At 62.5% G+C, this 21,862-nt stretch carries 20 protein-coding genes; 5 read left to right on the top strand and 15 right to left on the bottom strand.

The window, feature by feature from the left end:
- Positions 1-34 precede the first annotated feature (34 nt).
- The 4 genes from AB8A33_RS13000 to AB8A33_RS12985 form a co-directional block, all read right to left on the bottom strand.
- The gene (locus AB8A33_RS13000) at positions 35-1,012 is read right to left on the bottom strand and encodes a Bug family tripartite tricarboxylate transporter substrate binding protein (protein ID WP_439093157.1); all 978 of its coding nucleotides are present in this window, start codon (positions 1,010-1,012) and stop codon (positions 35-37) included.
- 107 nt (positions 1,013-1,119) lie between these two features.
- The gene (locus AB8A33_RS12995) at positions 1,120-2,097 is read right to left on the bottom strand and encodes a Bug family tripartite tricarboxylate transporter substrate binding protein (protein WP_439093156.1); all 978 of its coding nucleotides are present in this window, start codon (positions 2,095-2,097) and stop codon (positions 1,120-1,122) included.
- Between the two features lie 52 nt (positions 2,098-2,149).
- Positions 2,150-3,583, bottom strand: a complete 1,434-nt coding sequence (locus tag AB8A33_RS12990) for an FAD-binding oxidoreductase (protein ID WP_439093155.1) — start codon at positions 3,581-3,583, stop codon at positions 2,150-2,152.
- Positions 3,584-3,596: 13 nt separating this feature from the next.
- Positions 3,597-4,346 carry a FadR/GntR family transcriptional regulator gene (locus tag AB8A33_RS12985; RefSeq protein WP_439093154.1) on the bottom strand — a complete coding sequence of 250 codons (750 nt, stop codon included), beginning with the start codon at positions 4,344-4,346 and terminating at the stop codon, positions 3,597-3,599.
- A 303-nt stretch (positions 4,347-4,649) separates the two neighbouring features.
- Here AB8A33_RS12985 and AB8A33_RS12980 point away from each other — a divergent pair, with 303 nt between their 5' ends.
- Together AB8A33_RS12980 and AB8A33_RS12975 are read left to right on the top strand one after the other, a co-directional pair.
- Complete coding sequence (locus tag AB8A33_RS12980) at positions 4,650-5,414, top strand: SDR family NAD(P)-dependent oxidoreductase (protein ID WP_093759102.1); 765 nt, start codon at positions 4,650-4,652, stop codon at positions 5,412-5,414.
- A 64-nt stretch (positions 5,415-5,478) separates the two neighbouring features.
- Complete coding sequence (locus AB8A33_RS12975; RefSeq protein ID WP_439093153.1) at positions 5,479-6,378, top strand: dihydrodipicolinate synthase family protein; 900 nt, start codon at positions 5,479-5,481, stop codon at positions 6,376-6,378.
- On the opposite strand, the gene queC is transcribed toward AB8A33_RS12975, so the two are convergent.
- On the bottom strand, positions 6,375-7,091 hold the full coding sequence (queC, locus tag AB8A33_RS12970) for a 7-cyano-7-deazaguanine synthase QueC (protein ID WP_439093152.1): 717 nt from the start codon (positions 7,089-7,091) through the stop codon (positions 6,375-6,377). The two genes, AB8A33_RS12975 and queC, sit on opposite strands and share 4 nt — an antisense overlap.
- Positions 7,092-7,225: 134 nt before the next feature.
- Between queC and mazG the strand changes: the two genes are divergently transcribed.
- Positions 7,226-8,041, top strand: coding sequence for a nucleoside triphosphate pyrophosphohydrolase (mazG, locus tag AB8A33_RS12965; protein ID WP_439093151.1), 816 nt, complete (start codon positions 7,226-7,228; stop codon positions 8,039-8,041).
- A gap of 3 nt (positions 8,042-8,044) precedes the next feature.
- Here mazG and hflX read toward each other — a convergent pair whose 3' ends face one another.
- From hflX to dusB, 8 genes are all read right to left on the bottom strand, one after another.
- Entirely contained in the window at positions 8,045-9,427 is a 1,383-nt protein-coding gene (gene hflX / locus AB8A33_RS12960) for a GTPase HflX (RefSeq protein WP_439093150.1), read from the bottom strand.
- Between the two features lie 23 nt (positions 9,428-9,450).
- Positions 9,451-9,696: an RNA chaperone Hfq gene (gene hfq, locus AB8A33_RS12955; protein WP_068731834.1), complete on the bottom strand. Its 246-nt coding sequence runs from the start codon at positions 9,694-9,696 to the stop codon at positions 9,451-9,453.
- Positions 9,697-9,883: 187 nt separating this feature from the next.
- Positions 9,884-10,741, bottom strand: a complete 858-nt coding sequence (locus AB8A33_RS12950; RefSeq protein WP_439093149.1) for a D-amino-acid transaminase — start codon at positions 10,739-10,741, stop codon at positions 9,884-9,886.
- Positions 10,742-10,781: 40 nt separating this feature from the next.
- Positions 10,782-12,152, bottom strand: coding sequence for a nitrogen assimilation response regulator NtrX (gene ntrX, locus AB8A33_RS12945; RefSeq protein ID WP_439093148.1), 1,371 nt, complete (start codon positions 12,150-12,152; stop codon positions 10,782-10,784).
- A gap of 32 nt (positions 12,153-12,184) precedes the next feature.
- A complete protein-coding gene (locus AB8A33_RS12940; protein WP_439093147.1) occupies positions 12,185-14,470 on the bottom strand; it encodes an ATP-binding protein in 2,286 nt (761 codons plus the stop codon).
- 192 nt (positions 14,471-14,662) lie between these two features.
- The gene (ntrC, locus tag AB8A33_RS12935) at positions 14,663-16,105 is read right to left on the bottom strand and encodes a nitrogen regulation protein NR(I) (protein WP_315842053.1); all 1,443 of its coding nucleotides are present in this window, start codon (positions 16,103-16,105) and stop codon (positions 14,663-14,665) included.
- Between the two features lie 14 nt (positions 16,106-16,119).
- Positions 16,120-17,298: a two-component system sensor histidine kinase NtrB gene (locus AB8A33_RS12930; RefSeq protein WP_439093146.1), complete on the bottom strand. Its 1,179-nt coding sequence runs from the start codon at positions 17,296-17,298 to the stop codon at positions 16,120-16,122.
- On the bottom strand, positions 17,295-18,248 hold the full coding sequence (gene dusB / locus AB8A33_RS12925) for a tRNA dihydrouridine synthase DusB (protein WP_439095928.1): 954 nt from the start codon (positions 18,246-18,248) through the stop codon (positions 17,295-17,297). The genes AB8A33_RS12930 and dusB overlap by 4 nt, the downstream gene beginning before the upstream one ends.
- 313 nt (positions 18,249-18,561) lie before the next feature.
- Between dusB and AB8A33_RS12920 the strand changes: the two genes are divergently transcribed.
- Positions 18,562-19,758: a bifunctional 2-C-methyl-D-erythritol 4-phosphate cytidylyltransferase/2-C-methyl-D-erythritol 2,4-cyclodiphosphate synthase gene (locus AB8A33_RS12920; RefSeq protein ID WP_439093145.1), complete on the top strand. Its 1,197-nt coding sequence runs from the start codon at positions 18,562-18,564 to the stop codon at positions 19,756-19,758.
- A gap of 1 nt (position 19,759) precedes the next feature.
- Positions 19,760-20,383: a CinA family protein gene (locus tag AB8A33_RS12915; protein WP_439093144.1), complete on the top strand. Its 624-nt coding sequence runs from the start codon at positions 19,760-19,762 to the stop codon at positions 20,381-20,383.
- Here AB8A33_RS12915 and AB8A33_RS12910 read toward each other — a convergent pair.
- Positions 20,373-20,858, bottom strand: coding sequence for a type II toxin-antitoxin system RatA family toxin (locus AB8A33_RS12910; RefSeq protein ID WP_439093143.1), 486 nt, complete (start codon positions 20,856-20,858; stop codon positions 20,373-20,375). The genes AB8A33_RS12915 and AB8A33_RS12910 overlap by 11 nt on opposite strands.
- Positions 20,859-20,879: 21 nt before the next feature.
- Entirely contained in the window at positions 20,880-21,839 is a 960-nt protein-coding gene (gene lipA / locus AB8A33_RS12905) for a lipoyl synthase (RefSeq protein ID WP_439093142.1), read from the bottom strand.
- Positions 21,840-21,862: the final 23 nt, after the last annotated feature.

The following is a 21,862-nucleotide window of genomic DNA, read 5'->3' as shown; positions in this document are numbered from 1 at the left end:
GGACGAGCGAAGCTGATCCACCCTATGGCACAACTCAGTTCATCGTGATGTTGGCCTTCTCGATCACGCCCTTCCAGCGCAGCGTTTCGCCGGCGATGTATTTGGCGAACTCGTCCGGCGGGACCGCCACGGCGACGGCACCGAGTTCGGACATCTTTTTCTTCGTCTCGGGCTGCTGCATGAATTCGCGGATCGAGACCGACAGCTTGTCGGTGATGGCTTTCGGCGTGCCGGCCGGTGCCATGAAGCCGTGCCAGGCGACGGCTTCAAACCCCGGCAGGAATTCGGACACCGCCGGCAGATTCGGATCGAACTCGGCCCGCTTCGGCGAGGCCGTCGCCAGCAGTGCGAGCTTGCCGGCTGCCGCGTGCGGCAGCAGCAGTGGTACGTTGTCGAAGGCGATGTCGATCTGCCCGCTCAGCAAGTCGGTGACCATCTGGCTTGAGCCCTTATATGGCACATGGACCATCTTGGTGCCGGTCATCTGCTGGAACAGTTCGCCGGCGAGATGCTGCGTGGTGCCGACGCCGGCCGAGCCGAATGTCACCTTGTCGGGATTGGCTTTGATATAGGCGATCAGGTCCGGCACCGTGCGCGCCGCGACCCTGGTCGGGTTTACCACCAGCACATTCGGCACCATGCTGATCTGCGCGATCGGCACGAGATCCTTTTCGGGATTGTAGGACAGTTTTGCGCCATACAGCGTCGGATTGATTGACAGCGCCGAGGTGCTGGCGAGGCCGATCGTGTAGCCGTCGGGCGTGGCGCGTGCGACACGGGTGACGCCGATGATACTGCCGGCACCGCCGACATTCTCGATGATAACCGTCGCGCCCATCTTCTTCTGCAGATGCTCCGCCACCATGCGCGCAAAGATATCGGCCGTGCCGCCGGCAGCAAACGGAACGATACTGGTGATCGGACGGCTCGGGTAATTCGAGTCCTGGGCCGTCGCTTGCGTGAGCGTGCCGAGCGTCAGGCAGGCAGCCATCAGGATTGACCGAAGTCTCATTGAACATTCCTCCATGTATTTTGACGTTTTGATTGTCGGCGTCCTTTGGTGGACGCTCGAATTTGAGGTGGTGACGAACGTAACGCCGTCACCACCTGCGCGGTCGCCTAGTTCATCGTGACGTTGGCCTTCTCCATCACGCCCTTCCAGCGCTGGGTCTCGCTGGCGATGTATTTGGTGAACTCATCCTGCGGGATCGCCACGGCGACTGCGCCGAGTTCGGCCATCTTCTTCCTGGTTTCCGGCAGGCTCATGAATTCGCGGATTTCCGCCGAGAGCTTGTCGACAATCGGCTTCGGCGTTGCCGCCGGCGCGATGAAGCCGTGCCAAGCGACAGCCTCGAAGCCCGGCAGGAATTCGGCGACCGCCGGGACATTCGCGTCGAACTCGGCGCGCTTCGGCGTTGCCGTGGCGAGCATCGCCAGCTTGCCGCCGGCCACATGCGGCAGCAGCAGCGGGACATTGTCGAAGGCGATGTCGATCTGACCCGAGATCAGGTCGGTGACCATCTGGCTCGAGCCCTTATAGGGCACGTGAACCATCTTGGTGCCGGTCATCTGCTGGAACAGTTCGCCGGCAAGATGCTGCGACGTGCCGGGTCCGGCCGAACCGAACGTCACCTTGTCGGGATTGGCCTTCATATAGGCGATCAGCTCCGGCACGGTACGGGCCTTGATGCGATCGGGATTCACGACCAGCACGTTGGGCACGATGCTCACTTGCGCGAAGGCCACCAGGTCCTTCTCCGGCTGGAACTGAAGCTTGCTGCCATAGAGCGACGGCGCGATCGCCAGCGGCGAGGTGCTAGCGAGACCGATCGTGTAGCCATCCGGCGCCGCACGGGCGACGCGGGTGACGCCGATATTGCCGCCGGCGCCGCCCATATTTTCGACCAGCACGGTGGCGCCGAGCTTCTTCTGCAAGTTCTCCGATACCATGCGCGCGATGATGTCCACGGTGCCGCCCGCCGCGAAGGGCACGACGATGGTGATCGGCTTGGTGGGATATTTCGCGTCCTGCGCACTCGCCTGCCCGACGGCGCCCAAGGCGACGCAGGCGGCCATCAGGGTGGATTTGATTTTCATGCGTGTTCCTCTTCTCGAATTGTATTCTGATGAATGCTTGCAGCCGCCTCGCTTATTGCGCAGGCAGCACTTTTCCGGGATTCATGATGTCGTTCGGATCGAGCATCTGCTTGACGCTGCGCAAGAGCCGCAGCTCGGTCGGCTTGGTGACGCGTGCAAGCCGCTCGCGATTGGCGATGCCGATGCCGTGTTCGGCACTGATGCTGCCGCCGAGCGCAACGGTCTCTTCATCGACGATGGTGTTGATGCCGCGGATCGTGTCCTGGATCTGATCCTTCTGGTTCTGCTCGAGGCCTGGAATGATCGCGAGGATGTGGATGTTGCCGTCGCCGATATGGCCGTGCATCACGATGCGGGCGTCGGGCCGATAGGCAGCGATGCGCTTCTCCGCCTGCGTGACGAACGTTGCCTGCTGCGACAAGGGTACGGCGCTATCGTGCGAGATGACGTAACCGGCCTTCTTGCTGCCTTCCGACACGCTGTGGCGGATCTTCCAGAACGCTGCGGCCTGCGTCTCGCTCGAAGCTACCAGCGCATCGGTGACCAGCTCGCGCTCATAGGCGTTGCTGAGCAACGCTTCGAGTGCTGCATTCAGATCCACCGACACCAGCGTATCGACGAGTTCGATCAGCACATACCACGGCGTATCCAGCTCGAACGGGATGTTCACCAGCGGCAGGTTCTCGGCGATCACCTCGATCTGGCCGCGCGACATGACCTCGAAGGCGCCGATGCGGTCACCGAGTTCAGTACGTGCCTGAGCGAGCAGGTCGAGCACCGCGTCAATGCTGTTCAGCTTGACGAAGGACACTGCCCTCGCCCGTGGCTTCGGAAACAGCTTCAGCACCGCACCCGTGATGATGCCGAGCGTGCCTTCGGCACCGATGAAGAGCTGCTTGGTGTCAAAGCCCGTGGAGTCCTTGCGCAGCGCCGTCATGCCGTCGAGGATTTCGCCATCGGGCAGCACGACTTCGAGGCCGAGCGTGAGTTCGCGTGTGGTGCCGTAGCGCAGCACCGCGGTGCCACCGGCATTGGTGGAGAGATTGCCGCCGATCTGACAGGAGCCTTCGGCTCCCAAACTGAGCGGAAACAGGCGATCGATATCGTCGGCGGCCTTCTGGATATCGGCGAGGATGCAGCCGGCATCGACGGTGATGGAGTCACCGAGACGGCTGACGCTGCGGATCTTGTTGAGGCGATCGAGGCGCAACACGATCATGTCGCGCTCGCCGAGCGGCGTCGCAGCGCCGCACATGCCGGTATTGCCGCCCTGGGGTACGATGGCGATGCCGGCGGCCGCGCAGGCCTTGACCACGTCGGAGACTTCCTGCGTCGAGCCGGGCTTCACGACGGCCAGCGCCTTGCCGTGATAGCGGCCGCGCCAGTCCACGACATAAGGTTCGAAGTCGCCGCCGGGGCCGATGACGTGACGGGGGTCGCCGACAATGCCGGCGAGCGTTGCGAGAAATGCGGTATGGTCGGTCAATTCACTCTCCCCGTCACCGGAACGAGAGGTCGAGCAGCCGGCCTTCGAACAGGCGGTCGCGCGACGTTTCGAGATGGAGACGCATGGCCGTGCGCGCCGCTTCGGCGTCGCGATCACGGATCGCTTCAAAAATACTGCTGTGTTCCTCGAACACCTGCTCGAGGCCGGGCCGCGGCCCCATCAGCGACAGGCCGTGCAGCTTCATGCCGACAGCGACGTGGTCCTTGAGGGCGTTCAGCGAGGTCGCGAAATAATGGTTGTTGGTCGCCTCGGAGACAGCGAGATGAAAGGCATAGTCAGCGTCTTCGCGATGCTTGCGCTTCTTCGTCGCCTCGCGCAGCAGGCCGAGCGCTGCTTCCATCTTGCCGAGATTGTCGTCGCTGCGTCGGAGCGCCGCGAAATGCGCGGCATCGGATTCCATGGTGATGCGGAATTCGAAGCAACGCTGGATGTCGGCGATGGTCTCCACCCGTGCGAATCCGAGTGGCTGTTGCTGCGCACGCATCTGCACGAAACTGCCCGCGCCCTGTCGAGACGTGATCAGGCCATCCTCGCGCAACCGGCCGAGGGCTTCGCGCAGCACGGGGCGGGAGACATCGAACATATCAGCGAGTTCGTGCTCGCCGGGCAGCTTCTGGTCCGGCGCGTATTCGCCATTGGCGATGCGCTGCGCGAGTTCACCATAGACCTTGTCGACGAGCGAACCAGAGGCACCGCGCGGACGCGGCGCTTCGGGCAATTCAGAGGGATCAATCGGCTTCATGATCGGTCAAACCGCAGCTTGCAGGGTGGCGGCGGAGGTTTCGTGTGACAGCCCGATCGCTCGGGAGCGCCGTCGCATGGAAACACTTCCTCGCCCAAAAATTTCGGCGACCATGCGAGGCGGCAGTAAACTTGTCAACATGTCAATGTCGGGCATATGGACTGACATTTTCGTATACCATTGATATTTAACGGTGAAATAACTTGATTTGATCAAGTATCGTGCTGCATCGCACAAAAGATGGCAACTTGTCAGCTTGCGGAAATCGTGGTCGAACGCTCGCTCAATCGGAAAGGACCAGGCGTGACCAACGGACTGAACGGCAAGGCTATCGTGATCATCGGCGCAAGCTCCGGCATCGGCGCTGCCGTGGCGAAGAAATTCGGCGCCCTCGGTGCCAGGCTGATCGTGCACTACAACGGCAATCCGGAAGGCGCCGAGGAAGTGGTCGCGAATATTCGCGCGAGTGGTGGCACGGCCGACCTCGTGCGCGGCGACGTGTCGGAGCGCGCCGAAGCTGCGCGCGTGATCGACGAAGCCCATGCCAAGCTCGGGCGCATCGACGTGCTGATCAACAATGCCGGCGCCATGTTCGGCCGTACCTCGATCGCCAATGCCACCGACGAACAGTATGACGACGTGGTCGATCTCAATATCGGCTCGGTGTTCTTCGCCTGCCGCAAGGCCGCGAAGATCATGGAGGCGCAGCGCTCGGGTTCGATCATCAATACGACCTCGGTCGCAGCCCGGAACGGCGGCAGCGGCGGCGCTGGCCTCTATGGATCGGCCAAGGGTTTTGTCTCGACCATCACGCGTGTGCTGGCGAAGGAACTGGCGCCGTTCAACGTGCGCGCCAATGCGGTGGCGCCGGGTGTGATCATGACGCCGTTCCATCAGCGCTACTCGACCGCAGAGCAGCTCGAAGGCGCCCGCCAGGGCATCCCGCTGGGCCGGATCGGCACGCCCGAGGATTGCGTCGGCGCCTATCAGTTCCTCGCCGACGAGACCATGAGCAGCTACATCACCGGCCAGGTCATCGAGGTCAATGGCGGGCAGATCATGCCTTGAACAAGGCTGCGGCGCGGCCCGTCGTGCCGTAACATCTCAAACAACCAATCTGGGAGGCTTCACCATGACTGCACCATTTCCGGCCGGCGTATTCTGCGCGGCGACCACCCCCTTCAACGCCGACCTGACGGTCGATCAGGGCCTGTTCATGTCGCACTGCCAGCGCCTGCTCGATAATGGCTGCACCGGCATCGCCATGCTCGGCACCACGGGCGAAGCCAACTCGCTGTCGTCCCGCGAGCGCATGGCGCTGCTGGACGCCGTGGTGAAGTCGGGGATCGCGCCGTCGAAGCTGCTGCCGGGCACCGGCGTTGCGTCGATCATGGAAACCGTCGAGCTCACGAAGCACGCCGTCGCCAGTGGTGTCGGCGCTGTCGTGATGCTGCCGCCGTTCTACTACAAGGGCGTGTCCGATGACGGCATCGTCGACGCCTATACGGCGGTGATCGAGCGCGTCAACGATCCGCGCCTGCGCGTCGTGCTGTATCACATCCCGCAGATGTCGGCGGTGCCGATCTCCCTCGACGTGATCGATCGGTTGCGCAAGCGCTTCCCGGAGATCGTGGTCGGCATCAAGGATTCCGCCGGCGAATTTGCCAACATGAAGGCCATCGTCGAGCGCTTCCCAGGCTTCTCCGTGTTGGTCGGCGCCGATCCCCTGATGCTGAAGCTGCTGCCGCTGGGCGGCGCGGGCTGCATCACGGCGGCGTCCAACCTCGTCAGCCGCGAACTCGCGACCGTATTCAACGGCTTCAACGATCCAGCAAAACAGACTGAAGTCGCCGCTGCGCAAGAGCGGATCGTGGCAACGCGCAATGCGGTGTCCACCTATGTACAGCTTCCCTCGCTTAAGGTGCTGCTGGCGAAGCGTGACAACAATGACGGCTGGCTGCGGGTACGTCCGCCGCTGACGGGCCTCAGCGTGAGCGACGCCGCCAAGGTCCGCGAGTCGCTGTCCGTCTAGACAGCCGTTGCTGCGAACTCGCGCCAGCCTTTGGCGCGGAGTTCGCAGGCTGGGCACTTGCCGCAGCCATAGCCCCAGTCGTGTAACGCGCCGCGCTCACCGAGATAGCAGGTGTGCGAATGTTCGCGGATCAGGTCGACGAGGCCCTGTCCGCCGAGCTCATGCGCCAGCGCCCAGGTCGCCGCCTTGTCGCGCCACATCAGCGGCGTGTGCAGCGTGAAGTTCTTGGCCATGCCGAGATTGAGCGCCTGCTGCAGCGCCTTGATGGTGTCGTCGCGACAATCGGGATAGCCGGAATAGTCGGTCTCGCACATGCCGCCGATGATGTGGGTGATGCCGCGCCGATAGGCCAAGGCCGCAGCAAAAGTCAGGAACACCAGATTGCGGCCGGGCACGAAGGTGTTGGGCAGACCGTCGGCGCCCATCTCGATGGCGACGTCACGCGTGAGTGCCGTGTCCGAGATATCCGACAGTGTCGGGATATCCAGCGTGTGGCTGTCGCCGAGTTTGGCGGCCCAGTCGGCATTGAGCGTCGTCACGCCGGCCAGCAGCTTGTCGCGGCTGTCGAGCTCGATGGCGTGGCGCTGGCCATAGGCGAAGCCGAGCATCTCGACGCGCTTAAAGCGCGCCAGCGCCCAGGCCAGGCAGGTCGCGGAATCCTGGCCGCCGGAGAACAGCACCAGTGCGGTTTGATCTGGAAAAGTGTCGCTCATGGGCTGCAGATAGCACTCTGCAGCCCTGTGTGAAAGACAAGCAAAACCGGCCATTTCCGCTGGGCCACGCCGCCATCCTGCGGCATAGCAGAGGTTCCTGCTATGAATCCGCCCTGCTGTGAATCTGGTGCCTCATGACCCCTTCCCGCGATATCGCCGGCCTGATCGAGATCATGGCCCAGTTGCGCACGCCCGTGACCGGCTGCCCGTGGGATCTGGAACAGGACTTCGCGTCGATCGCGCCCTATACGATCGAGGAAGCCTATGAGGTCGCCGACGCCATTATCAGGCATGATCTCGGCGATCTCTGCGACGAACTCGGCGATCTCCTGCTGCAGGTGGTGTTCCATGCGCGCATGGCTGAAGAACAGAACGCCTTCGCTTTCGGTGATGTGGTGGAGGCGATCACCCGCAAGATGATCCGCCGGCATCCGCATGTGTTTCCCGGCAAGGACGGCAAGATCGCAGCGACCGACGTGAAGGGCACGTGGGGCCGCATCAAGGCCGAAGAAAAGGCCGAGCGGGCTGAACGCCGCGGCGTGGAGGTCGCACCACCCTCCTCGTTCCTCGCCAGCGTCAAGGCCGGGCAACCTGCGTTGAGCCAGGCCATGGAGCTGCAGACAAAAGCCTCCAGTGTCGGCTTCGACTGGAATGATCCGCGCGCGGTGCTGGCGAAAATCCGCGAGGAAGCCGACGAGATCGAGGCGGCGCTCGATCGCGGTGATCAGAGCGAAGTGGCTGCCGAGACCGGCGATCTGATGTTCGCACTGGTCAATCTCGCGCGGCATGTGAAGGCTGATCCGGAACTGGCGCTGCGCGGGACCAATGCGAAGTTCGAGCGGCGCTTCGGCTATATCGAGCGGGCTCTGGCTGCGAAGGGAAGCTCGCTGCAGTTGGCGTCGCTCGAACAGATGGATGCACTGTGGAACGAGGCGAAGGACGCGGAGTAGCCGTCAGTACTCCACGGGATGCAGCACCGCGCCGTATTTGCTGATCACCACATCGCGCTTCGTCTCATCGACGCGGACCACCATGTCGAAATGTCCGTCGTGCAGTTCCTTCACGAGAATCTCGGCATTGCGGTGCAGCCAGCTCACGCCGGCACCGTCGGCGGCATCGATCTGTAAATCCAGCGTCACGCGCGCAGCGGCAAGCCGCTCCTCGATGGCGTTGAGCAGCGCATCGATGCCCTCGCCGGTTTCCGCCGAGACCATGAAGCAGGGCTTCTCGGGCGGACGGCGGGCAGCGATATTGGCAAGGTTCTCGCGCTCGTCCGGCGAGAAACGATCGATCTTGTTCCAGACTTCGAGGATGCGCGCCGATGCATCGGTGTCGATGCCGAGCTGGCGCAAAACCTTGTCGACGTCGCTCTGCTGCGCGTCCGCGTCTTCGTGCGAGATGTCGCGGACATGCAGGATGATGTCGGCCTCCAGCACCTCTTCCAACGTGGCGCGGAAGGCCGCGACGAGCTGGGTTGGCAGGTTGGAGATAAAGCCCACCGTGTCCGACAGCATCGCCTTGCCGCCATGCGGCAGCGTCAGTGCACGCAGCGTCGGATCGAGGGTCGCGAACAACATGTCCTCGGCCTGCACATCGGCGCGGGTCAGGCGGTTGAACAGCGTCGACTTGCCGGCATTGGTGTAACCGACCAGCGCGACGACGCGATACGGCACGCGCTGGCGGCCGGCGCGGTGGAGCCGGCGCGTCGCCTGCACTTTCCTGAGATCGGCCTCTAACCGCGCGATGCGGTCGCCGATCATGCGGCGATCGGCCTCGATCTGGGTTTCGCCGGGACCGCCCATGAAGCCGAAGCCGCCGCGCTGGCGCTCGAGATGGGTCCATGAACGGACCAGACGGCTGCGTTGATAATTGAGATGTGCAAGCTCGACCTGCAGCGTGCCTTCCTTGGTCTTGGCGCGGCGGCCGAAGATTTCGAGGATGAGGCCGGTGCGGTCGAGCACCTTGGCCTTCAGTTCCTTTTCGAGATTACGCTGCTGGATTGGCGACAGCGCGCAGTCCATCACCACGATGCCGATCTCGTTCGCTGCGATCAGGCCGGCGATCTCCTCGACCTTGCCCTTGCCGAGAAAGGTGGCCGGGCGGATCTGGCTCAGCGGCGCGGCGACGGCCTCGACCACGGTGAGGTCGATGGCGCGTGCGAGACCAACCGCCTCTTCGAGCCGGGCTTCCGTATCGCGGACATGAGAATAGGCTTGCGCGTCGGCGTCGCCCCGCCGTTCGCGCAAGTAAGGACCGACCACGAGAACGCGGCCGGTCGATTCGCTGCTGGCCGAGGGTCGGTCGGCAGCATTGCCTTCGAAGCTACGAAATTCCAATCAAGCGTCTCTCAGGAGTTCGCTCAAGCCGGATCCTCGCCACCCTCAAAAAGCTGAATCGGTGCGCCCGGCATGATGGTCGAGATCGCATGCTTATACACCAGCTGCGAGTGTCCGTCGCGCCGGAGCAGAAGACAGAAATTGTCGAACCAGGTGACAATGCCCTGCAATTTGACGCCGTTCACCAGAAAGATCGTGAGCGGAGTCTTGGTCTTGCGTACGTGGTTGAGGAAGGTGTCCTGTAGATTCTGTGCGCGGTCTGCCGCCATTTTTTTTAATCCCGCAGTCTGTTTTGTTGCTTTTTTTGAACTCGGCGCAGCCCTCTCCGGGGCCTTACCAAGCTGCCGCACTTTCCCCTGAGATCCCCCTCCGGGAGCGCGACGATGTGATTAGACGGCAGGCGCGCTTTTTAGGCAAGCCGGAACGCCGAATTGGTGCCTAAAAGCGCGGCAAATTTTATGAAATCGCTGCGAATTTATGGAATTCCTGCCTCAGGCGCGTCGCGATACCACCGGGCTTGCCGTCACCGATCAGTTTGCCATCGATATTGATGACCGGCATCACGATCTGACTCGCCGAGGAGACGAAGGCTTCCGCGGCGTCATAGGCCTCGGCGGGTGTGAAGTTCCGCTCTTCAAGCTTGAGCTGCATCGAAGCCAGAACCTCGATCAGTACGGCACGGGTGATGCCTGCGAGAATGCCGCGCTCAGCCGTGCGCGTAACGACCTTGCCATCTTTGGTCACGATCCAGGCGTTGCAGGATGCGCCCTCGGTGACAAAACCGTCAGCGTCGACATACCAGGCCTCATAGGCGCCCTTGTCGCGGGCTTCCTGTCGCGCCAGCACATTGGGCAGCAGACCGACGGTCTTGATGTCGACGCGCGGCCAACGGTTCTCAGCCGTCGTGATGACCTTCACGCCCTTGGCGGCGGTCGCCTGATTCTTGGCGAAGTTGAGCGATTTGGCCGTCACGACCACGCTGGGTTTCACGTCCGGCGACGGAAAGCCATGATCGCGATGAGCGACACCGCGGCTGATCTGCAGATAGACGATGCCGTAATTGATGCGGTTGCGGCGGATCACTTCCTGCATCACCACCTTGAGCGATGTCAGCGGCATGGCCTCGGCGATGCGCAATTCCCGCAACGAGCGCTGCATGCGCGCGATATGGCGGGGAAAGTCGACCATCTTGCCGCCGATGATCTCGCAGACCTCGTAAATGCCATCGGCGAACTGATAGCCGCGGTCCTCGACGTTCACGGCGGCATCGCGCAGGTTGACATACTGACCGTTCACATAGGCGATGCGCGACATGTTCGTTCCGAGGCTTGAGTTGAAGCTTGAGGTGAGTGATTTAGCCGACGCCGAGCGCCTTGAGTTTGCGGTGCAAGGCGGAGCGCTCCATGCCGACGAATTCAGCGGTGCGCGAGATATTACCCGAAAAGCGGCTGATCTGCGCAATCAGATAATCGCGTTCGAACACTTCGCGGGCTTCGCGCAACGGCAGGCCCATGATGTGCTCGCCATTGTTGCTGGTTGGCATCGACGGCACCATCGAGCCGACATCCTGCGGCAGCATGTCGGCGGTGATGATGATCTCCGGCCCGCCGCCCGCCAGGATCATGACGCGTTCGACGTTGTTGCGAAGCTGGCGAATATTGCCCGGCCAGACATGGGATTGCAGGACGGCCATGGCGTCCTCGCCGATCTGCCGCTTCGGCAGACCGGTCGCAATGGAGATCTGCTCCATGAAGTATTCGATGAGCTCCGGGATATCCTCGCGGTGCTCGGACAGCGGCGGAACGCGGATCGGCACCACCGAGAGACGGTGATAAAGATCTTCACGGAAGCGCCCCTCGGCGATTTCCTCCTCGAGATTGCGCGCGGTCGAGGAGACGATGCGGACGTCGACATTGACCTTGGTGGTGCCTCCTGCCCGCATGAAAGTCTGATCGACCAGTACGCGCAGGATTTTGTTTTGGGTCTCGCGGGGCAGGTCGCCGATCTCGTCGATGAACAGCGTGCCACCGTGGGCTTCTTCCAGAGCGCCAGCCTTGCGCGCCTGTTCGCCATTGGACTGTTCGACGCCGAACAGTTCGACTTCCATCCGCTCCGGCGTAATCGCTGCAGCGTTGATGACGACGAACGGCCCCGTGGAGCGAGCAGAGGCCGTGTGCAGCGTGCGTGCGGCGAGCTCCTTGCCGGCGCCCGACGGGCCGACGATCAGAATGCGGCTATTGGCCTTGGCGGCGCGATCGATGGTCTGGCGCAGCTGGTTCATGGCGGCCGAGCGCCCGGTCAGCGAATTGGCGACCGGCGCGAGTTGCTTCAGTTCCTTGACTTCGCGTTTCAGCCGCGAGGTTTCCAGCGCGCGCGTCGCGACAAGGATCAGCCGGTCAGCCTTGAACGGTTTTTCGATGAAGTCGTAGGCGCCACGCTTGATCGCCGCGACCGCGGTTTCGATATTGCCGTGGCCTGAGATCATCACCACAGGCAATTCGGGATTGTCGCGCTTGACCTGCTCGAGCAGTTGCAGGCCGTCGAGCTTGCTGCCCTGCAGCCAGATGTCGAGAAACACCATGCTGGGGCGGCGATTGGCGATTTCCGCGAGCGCGGAATCGCTGTCTCGTGCGGTGCGGGTGGTGAAGCCCTCATCGTCCAGAATGCCCGCAACAAGATCGCGAATATCGGCTTCGTCGTCGACGATCAGAATGTCATTTGCCATGGGTCAAAATATCCTGGTCACGTTTATTCTTGTCAGTTGCCGGTAGCAGTTTTGATCTTCGGTTCGTCATCAGGCGCGGCGTCCGGTTCGCTCTTGTCCGCGTCAGGCTTCTGACCGGACACCGCGAACCGCAACCGCATCCAGGCGCCACGCTGGCCTGGGCGAACGCTCGAAGCGTCGCCGAGTTCGATGCCTCCACCATGATCCTCGAGCACCTTGCCGACGATCGCGAGGCCTAGGCCAGTGCCCTTCTCGCGAGTCGTTACATAGGGTTCGAGCAAACGCGACCTGTTGACAGTCGGCAGACCTATGCCGTTGTCGATCACGTCGATCAAGATCATGTCGTTCTCGCGCGACGCTGTGACATCAATACGACCTTTGCCGAGTTCTTCTGGCGGCACGGCCTCGATCGCCTCTGTCGCATTCTTGATAATATTGGTGAGCGCCTGCGAGATCAGCCGGCGGTCGAACCGCGCGCGCATCGGCTCTTCCTTGATCTCGGCGGAGATGTCGAGGTCGGGGTGACCGACCCGCATCAGGAATACGGCCTGACGCACGGTGTCGGCGACATCCTCGCCCTCGATCACAGGCTTGGGCATGCGCGCAAAGCGCGAGAATTCATCGACCATGCGCCTGATGTCATCGACCTGCCGGACGATGGTGTCGGTGCATTGTTCGAAGATCGCCTTGTCGTCGACGATCACCTTGCCGAACTTGCGCTTGATGCGTTCGGCGGAGAGCTGGATCGGCGTCAGCGGATTTTTGATCTCATGCGCGATGCGGCGCGCCACGTCAGCCCAGGCCGAGGTACGCTGTGCCGAGACGAGTTCGGTGATGTCGTCGAGGGTGATGATGTAGCTGTCGCGCGACTGGCTGGTCTGTTCGGCGCTGACGCGTACCGACAGATTGCGCTCCTGCCCGTCGCGGGTGATCGTCACCTGCCCCTGTACCAACCGCTGCGATCCCTCGCGTGCGGTCTGCATCAATTCGTCGAGCTCGGGAATGATCTCGTGCAGCGGGTGGCCCAGCGTCTCGGTCTCCGAATGTCCGACCAGCTTCTCAGCCGAGCGGTTGAGAATGCCGATCATGTTCGAGCCGTCGACGCCGATGATGCCGGCGCTGGCCGATGATAACACCGCCTCGATGAAACGGCGGCGGCTGTCGATGACGTCGCTGGCGCTGACCAGTTCGTCACGCTGGGTGCGCAGCTCCTGCGTCATCTTGTTGAAAGTCTCGCCGAGATGGGCGAGATCACCCTCTGACTGGATCACCGGCACCTGAACATGTAGATCGCCGGTTGAGACCATGTTCGCAGCGCCCATCAGGCGGCGGATCGGCGCCACCAGCCAGTTGGCGAAATTCAGGCCGATCAGCACGGCCGACATCAGCACCGTCAGCGCGATCACGGTGAACATCAGCGCGAAGGCGACCTGAATGCCGAGCCTGCGCGATTCCAGTTCGGCATATTCGGCCGCGCCGGCCTGGCTCTGGTTCATCTGCGCGACCACGCGCGGATCGAGCTTGCGGGCGACATAGAGGAACATGTTGTCGAACGCTCGCAACCGGATCACGGCGGCGACGTAATTTCCCTCGGGGATCACAGCAATGGCCGGTTCGGACGCACTGACATTGACGAGGAAGTCTGCCGGCGGCGGCGAGAATTCCTGTTTGACGCCGGGCTGGTCGGGTTCGATGACGTTGCGATCCTTGTCGATCAACATGGCGCCCGGCAGATTGCGCGCGGTTGCATTTGCCAGCATCAACGAACGGAACGTACCGCGGTCCTGGTAGAAAAGCGGCTGGATGCGCGCGAGATCGTCGGCCATGCCGAGAATATCGCCGCCAATCAATTGGCCATGCTCGTGCAGATAGGCGCTGGCAATCACGAGCGAATTGTTGATCACCGCCTTGGTTGGGCCGGAAAACAGCCGGTCGAGGCCGCGGTCGAGGGTCACATTGGCGACGATCGAGACGAGCACCGCCGGCAGCACGGCGATCACCGAGAACAGGCTGACGATCTGGACATGCAGCCGGGCCGCCGCCCTGCCCCTGCGACGCGCCTGGACAACCTTCCAGATCTCCCGCGCGATGATCAGGACCAGCAGGAAGACGCTGGCGGCATTGATCAGTAGGAAGGTAACGACGACCTGATGGGTCGGCGCGATTGGCGTGAGGCCGTTCAGGACGAGGAAGGTCAGGCATGACGACAGGAGTGCCAGGCCGACAGCCAACGGCACGAACAGCCGCCGCAGGGTCCACCTGCGCGGCTCCGCCATCGACGGTTCATAGGCTGTAGCCGACGTGTCTGCGCTGGTCATTCCGACAATGTGGTGAGCGTGGACGCCGTGCGGCTGCCGGGGACAGTCCGGACCGCACTGATGCAATCATACAACAATGTTGCCCAATTACGACAAATCCACGGCGCAGACTAGCCAACGAAAACGCATACCCTGCGTTTTCGTTTGTTTTTGCATCTCAAACCCTGGAATTGCTCAATCTCACTACCGAGATCAGCCGCCAGTTCGATAGACCTGAATGTCGAGATCGCGAATCTTCTTCCGCAGGGTGTTGCGGTTGAGGCCGAGCAGATCCGCAGCGCGGATCTGGTTGCCCCGGGTCGCGGCCAGTGCCGCGGTCAGCAGCGGTACCTCGATCTCGCGCAGAATGCGGTGATAGAGACCCGGAGGCGGCACGCCGTTCGGGAAGCCGGAGAAGTGCGAGGACAGATAGACCTCGACGGCCCCGCCGAGATTATCCACGCCGGTCGGTGCACTACCACCCGAGGCCACAGCGGGCGGCGCCAGTTCACCGTCGATCACCGAGCCGGTAATGACGTCCTGCGGATAGAGGGCTGCCAGACGGCGCGCGAGGTTTTCCAGTTCGCGAACGTTGCCCGGCCAGCGATGCTGCTTCATGCGCTCGAGCGCCAAGGCGTCGAGTTTCTTCGGCGGCAGGCCGTCCTTCTCGGCCAGCGCAAAGAAGTGGCGGATCAGATCGGGCAAATCCTCGATGCGCTCGCGCAGCGGCGGCAGGCGCAGTGGCACGACGTTGAGGCGGAAGAACAGATCCTCACGGAACAGACCCTGCTGGATCAGGATGCGCAGATCCTTGTTGGAGGCGGCGACGATACGCACGTCGGTCTTGATCGGCGTGCGGCCGCCAACCGTCGTGTATTCGCCCTGCTGCAACACGCGCAGCAAACGGGTCTGGGCTTCCATCGGCATATCGCCGATTTCGTCCAGGAACAGTGTGCCGCCTTCAGCCTGCTCGAAGCGGCCGGTGGCGCGGGCATTGGCGCCGGTGAACGCGCCGCGCTCGTGGCCGAACAATTCGGACTCAATGAGGTCGCGCGGGATCGCCGCCATGTTGACCGCAACGAACGGGCCATTGCGGCGCTTGCCGTAGTCGTGCAGCGCGCGGGCCACCAATTCCTTGCCGGTGCCGGACTCGCCGGAGATCATCACCGTCAGATCGGTCTGCATCAGGCGGGCGAGGACGCGGTAGATTTCCTGCATCGCCGGCGAACGGCCGACGAGCGGGATCGAGTCAAACTCGCCGTCATCGGCGTGGCTTGCGACACGCTCCTTTGGCTCCGCCAAAGCGCGGCCGACGATCGCGATCAATTCCTTCAGATCGAACGGCTTCGGCAGATACTCATACGCGCCGCGTTCCGACGCGCGGATCGCGGTCATGAAGGTGTTCTGCGCGCTCATCACGATAACCGGCAGATTGGGGCGCATCTTCTTGATACGCGGCAGCAGATCGAAGGCGTTCTCGTCGGGCATCACCACGTCGGTGATCACAAGGTCGCCCTCGCCCTGACTGACCCAGCGCCACAACGTGGCTGCGTTTCCGGTCAGGCGAACCTCATATCCGGCGCGCGACAGCGCCTGATTGAGGACGGTGCGGATCGCCGTATCATCGTCCGCGACCAGAATGCTACCTGCAGCCATCGTTAGTCCTCGTCTTACGTCTGTGAGGTGTGCGTCGGTGCCGCGGGGGCATCGTCGCTGCTCGGATCAAGGGTCTTGTCGTCCAATTTCTTGGCGGGGTTGAACATCGGCAACAGCACGCGAAACGTCGTCTTTCGTGGCTGAGATTCACATTCGATGATCCCGCCGTGATCGCCGACAATCTTTGCCACCAATGCAAGACCCAGGCCGCTTCCGGTCGGCTTGGTGGTGACGAAGGGATCAAACAGGTTGGGCAGAAGATCTTCGGGAACGCCGGGGCCGTTGTCCTTGACGCAGAACTCCAGCGGCAGCGAGACGCGCGATTTCTTGCCCGGCACCGACAGCCGCACGCCGGGCCGGAACGCGGTGGTGAGCTGGATCTCGCCATCGGAGCCGAGGTCGACGATGGCCTCGGCGGCATTCTTCACTAGGTTCAGGAACACCTGAATGAGCTGGTCCTGATTGGCGAGCACCGGCGGCAGCGACGGGTCGTAATCCTCGATGAAGCGGATATTGCGGGCGAATCCGGACTGCGCGAGGCGCTTCACGTGATCAAGGACGGAGTGAATGTTGACCGGGCCGCGTGCCACCGGACGATCGTCGCCAAACACTTCCATGCGGTCGACCAGCGTCACGATACGGTCGGCCTCGTCCATGATCAGCCGCGTCAGCATGCGATCTTCCGATGATGCCGACTGCTCCAACAACTGTGCCGCGCCGCGAATGCCCGACAGCGGATTCTTGATTTCATGCGCCAGCATGGCAGCCAGCGCGATCACCGAACGAGCCGCGCTGCGGTGGGTGAGCTGGCGGTCCATCTTGTCGGCGATGGTGCGCTCCTGCAGCATCACCACGATATGGCCCGGACGTTCGGTGAGTGGCGCAACATGCAGATCGACCTGACGGTCGCCGCCGATGCGCGGCGTGCCCAGATCGACCTTGTATTCGTTGACCGGCGAGCCGGCGGCGCGAACCTGGTCGATCAGTGCCAGCAGCGGACTGCCAAACGGCACCAGTTCCTTCAGCGACTGCCGGCGCAGGAACTGCGCGGAAATCTCGAAGAAGGATTCTGCGGCCATATTGGCGTCGACAATCTTGCCGTCGGGCGCGATCAGGATCACCGGATTAGGTAGCGCGTTGAGAATGGCCTCACTGTCGGTCGGGACAGGGCGACGGTGCTCTGCGGCGTTCATGCGGCAGCACTCCATGCGAAATCGTCAAAAGCGTCATTCAGAGATCGCTGCACACCGGAGGGATCTTCGGATGTGAGGATCTTCTGTCGCCAGGTCTTCAGGGTCTCAGCCGGTGCGCAGCTCGTCGCCGCGGCCGCATCGAGCGCCCAGCCGAGATGTTTGCGTGCGTGGCGCAGGCCGATGCGCAGTCCGTAGTGACTGACCACGTCGTCATAGAGCGCGCAGATATATTTGAGCTGCTGCTGCAGCGACGGCACGGCTTCCGCGATGCCGGTTTCGAGGCGGCGGCCGATCTGACCGGGCAACCACGGCATGCCCTGCGCGCCCCTCCCCATCATGACGGCATCGGCACCAGACATTTCAAGCGCGCTTACAGCCTTGTCGTAGGAGGTGATGTCGCCATTGACGATGACGGGAATGCTGACGGCGTCCTTCACCGGTCGCACGGCGCTCCAGTCTGCTTCGCCCTTGTAAAACTGGCATCGGGTGCGACCGTGCACGGTGATGAGCTGCACACCCGCCTCTTCCGCGCGCTTCGCGAGGTCTGGTGCATTCAGCGTGCGATCGTCCCAGCCGAGACGCATCTTCAGGGTCACAGGCACTTTCACTGCAGCGATGGTCGCTTCTATCAGTTTCAGCGCATGATCGAGGTCGCGCATCAGCGCTGAGCCCGACTGGCCACCGGTCACATGCCGTGCCGGGCAGCCCATATTGATATCGATGATGTCGGCGCCCGCGGCTTCGGCCACACGGGCCCCCTCGGCCATCCAGTGGGTCTCACAGCCGGCCAGCTGGACCACATGCGGGCCAATCCCGGTCGCTTCGCAGCGCAATACCGACATGGGACGGCCATTGACGAGATCGTCGCTGGCGGTCATTTCTGACACGACGAGGCCTGCCCCGAGTTCGGCGGTCAGCCTGCGAAACGGCGCATCGGTGATGCCCGACATCGGCGCCAGAACGACCCGGTTGGCGATCTCGATGCCACCGATTTGTAACGGCTTGCTGTATACTGAGTCCGGGGTGGTCACAGACCTGCTCGTCGTTGTCTCGTCCGCCGCATTGCGGGCATAGGGCGCATAATGCGCACATTTGTTGTGCAGTCAACCTTCATGCCTACACATTAGACAGATGCGCTCATTTTGCAAGTGCAGTGCAGCAATGCACTCTTATGCAGCCACGAGAATGTAATCATACTGTTTTTGCCCGCGGCCGTGCTAAGGGCTGTGCGATCACCGCTTACCCCTTAATCACCTGACCCTGATGACAAAATCACCTAATCCTGCCGGTTTGAAGACAGTCGCCATTATCGTTGCCGCCGGCCGCGGCCTCCGCGCCGGAGCCGGTGGACCGAAGCAATATCGCATGATCGGAGGCCGCAGCGTTATTTCGCGCGCTATGGAGCCATTCTGCAACCATCCCCAGGTCTTTGCGGTCCAACCGATCACAAACCCCGACGACATCGCTGTCTTCAACGAAGCGGTGAGTGACCTGCGGTATCATGCTCCGGCCAATGGCGGAGCGACGCGTCAAGCGTCGGTGCATGCCGGGCTTGAGGCGCTGGCCGATCACGCGCCGGATATCGTGCTGATTCACGATGCAGCCCGCCCGTTCGTGACCCCTGCCTTGATCGAGCGCGCGATTGCCGCGGCGCAGATTACCGGCGCTGCCGTGCCGGGCGTCGCTGTCACAGATACGATCAAACAGGTCAACGAGGCCGGTCACGTGGAAGCCACGCCGGACCGTGCACGCTTACGCAGCGCGCAGACGCCACAGGCATTTCGTTTCGATGTCATCCTTGAAGCGCATCGTCGTGCTGTAAAGGAAGGCCGTGATGATTTCACCGATGATGCCGCGCTCGCCGAATGGGCGGGATTGACCGTGGCAACCTTTGAAGGCGATCTTGCAAATATGAAGCTCACGACTCCCGAAGATTTCATTCGCGAAGAAGCGCGCCTCGCAGCCTCGCTCGGCGATATCCGCATGGGCACGGGCTATGACGTGCACGCCTTCGGCGACGGCGATCATCTGATGATCTGCGGCGTCCGCGTGCCGCATACGCGCGGCTTCCTTGCTCACTCGGATGGCGACGTCGGCCTGCATGCGCTGGTCGATGCGATCCTCGGTGCGCTGGCCGATGGCGATATCGGTTCGCACTTCCCGCCGAGTGATGACAAATGGAAGGGTGCAGCCTCCGACAAGTTTCTTAAATACGCCGTCGATCGCGTCACTGCTCGTGGCGGCCGTATTGCCAATCTCGAAGTGACGCTGATCTGCGAGCGGCCCAAGATTGGCCCGCTACGCGATGCGATGCGCGAGAAGATCAGCGAGATCTCCGGCGTGGCACTGTCACGCGTCGCGGTGAAGGCGACCACCAGCGAACGTCTCGGCTTCACCGGCCGTGAGGAAGGCATCGCCGCGACTGCGGCTGCCACCATTCGCCTCCCCTGGACGGACTGACATGGCAGCGAGCGACGCACGAGCTTTATCCCGCGCGCTGCTCGATCTCTGCCGCAGCCGCAAGCTGACGATCGCTACCGCCGAGTCCTGTACTGGTGGCCTCGTCGCCGGCGCGCTGACCGAAATCCCCGGCTCGTCCGATGTGATCGATCGCGGCTTCGTCACCTATTCCAACGCGGCCAAACACGCGATGCTCGGCGTCAAGACGGCAACGCTCGACAGTTTCGGTGCGGTCAGCAAGGAGACGGCGATCCAGATGGCCGTCGGCGCGCTCGAAGAAGCCGACGTCGATCTCGCGGTCTCGATCACCGGCATTGCCGGTCCTGGCGGTGCAACGCCGGGCAAGCCGGTCGGCCTTGTGCATTTTGCCGTCGCGTCGCGTGACGGTCGCATCGTCAACAAGGAATGCCGTTTCGGCGCCATCGGCCGCAGCGCGGTGCGTCAGCGCTCGGTGCTGGAAGCTCTACGGATGCTGATGGAATTGGCACGTGGCCCACAGCCGCCGGCCAAGAAGCGCGAAGCCGCCAGTCTCGCTCGTCCAAGGGGAGCACGGTCGCCGCGACGGACCGCCGTCAAACGACGCAGGACAACCGCGCCGTTGAAGAAGCCCACGACTAAGAAGTAGACGGAACGCCCGTGACGCGCGGCACACGATAGACTTCGTCCGCGCGCTTCTCGAAGGCTACGGCAAAGCGCTGGAATGCCGCGTCGAACATCGTGCCCATCAGCATCGCGAGCATGCGGCTCTTGAACTCATAATTGATGAAGAAGCCGACGTCGCATTCAACGTCATCGGCTTTCGGCTCGAAGGTCCAGCGGTTTTCGAGATTGCTGAACGGGCCGCGCAGATACTCGACCATGATCTTGAGGTTCGGCCGATCCAGCGTCACGCGGCTGGTGAAAGATTCCTGAACCAGTTTGAACGACACGGTCATGTCGGCCACGATCACTTCGGTACCGTCATCTTTCGGCGTGCGCTGGCGAATCTTCAACGACTTGCACAGCGGCACGAATTCCGGATAGCGCTCGACATCGGCCACCAGATCGAACATCTGGGAGGCGCTGTGACGCACGCGGCGCTTGTTGGCAAATCTCGGCATTCAGGAACTCGGTATCGTAACTCAGCGCACCAATGCGGCGCGCGCGGCCTGCAGCTTGGCAAAATCCTCGCCGGCATGATGCGACGAGCGCGTCAGCGGGCTCGCCGACACCATCAGGAAGCCCTTGGTATAGGCGACCTTCTCGTAGCCGCTGAATTCATCGGGCGTGACATAGCGCGACACCACGTGATGCTTGCGGGTCGGCTGCAGATACTGGCCGATGGTCAGAAAGTCGATATCGGCGGAACGCATGTCGTCCATCACCTGAAGCACTTCAGGGCGCTCCTCGCCGAGGCCGACCATGATGCCGGACTTGGTGAAGATGGTCGGGTCGAGTTCCTTGACCTTCTGCAGCAGGCGCAGCGAATGGAAGTAGCGCGCGCCGGGGCGTACCGTCAGATAGCGCGACGGCACGGTTTCCAGATTATGGTTGAACACGTCAGGCTTGGCCGCAACGACGACTTCGAGGGCGCCCGGCTTGCGCAGGAAGTCGGGCGTCAGGATTTCGATCGTGGTTGTGGGACATGCCGCGCGAATGGCACGAATCGTCTGCGCAAAATGTTCGGCGCCGCCATCGGCGAGATCGTCGCGGTCGACCGAGGTGATGACGACATGATGCAGGCCGAGCTTGCGCACGGCTTCGGCCACATGCTCGGGCTCCGTGCCGTCGAGCGCGCTAGGCATGCCGGTCTTGACGTTACAGAACGCACAGGCGCGGGTGCAGGTGTCACCCATGATCATGAAGGTGGCGTGCTTCTTCTGCCAGCACTCGCCGATATTCGGGCAGCCGGCTTCCTCGCACACGGTAACAAGGCCGTTTTCCTTGACGATCTTGCGGGTGTCGCCATAGCCACGGCTGGTCGGCGCGCGGACCCGGATCCAGTCCGGCTTTGGCGGCGAGAACGAATCCGGGCGATTCACTTTTTCAGGGTGACGCGGGCGGAGCGGCGTGGCGGAAACGGTATCGAGGACGACGACCATGAACTGTCCGTTCTGAGTGAAGC

The sequence above is a fragment of the Tardiphaga sp. 813_E8_N1_3 genome (genome assembly GCF_051811025.1).
GTDB lineage: Bacteria > Pseudomonadota > Alphaproteobacteria > Rhizobiales > Xanthobacteraceae > Tardiphaga.
This window is presented reverse-complemented; position numbering and strand designations above follow the sequence as displayed.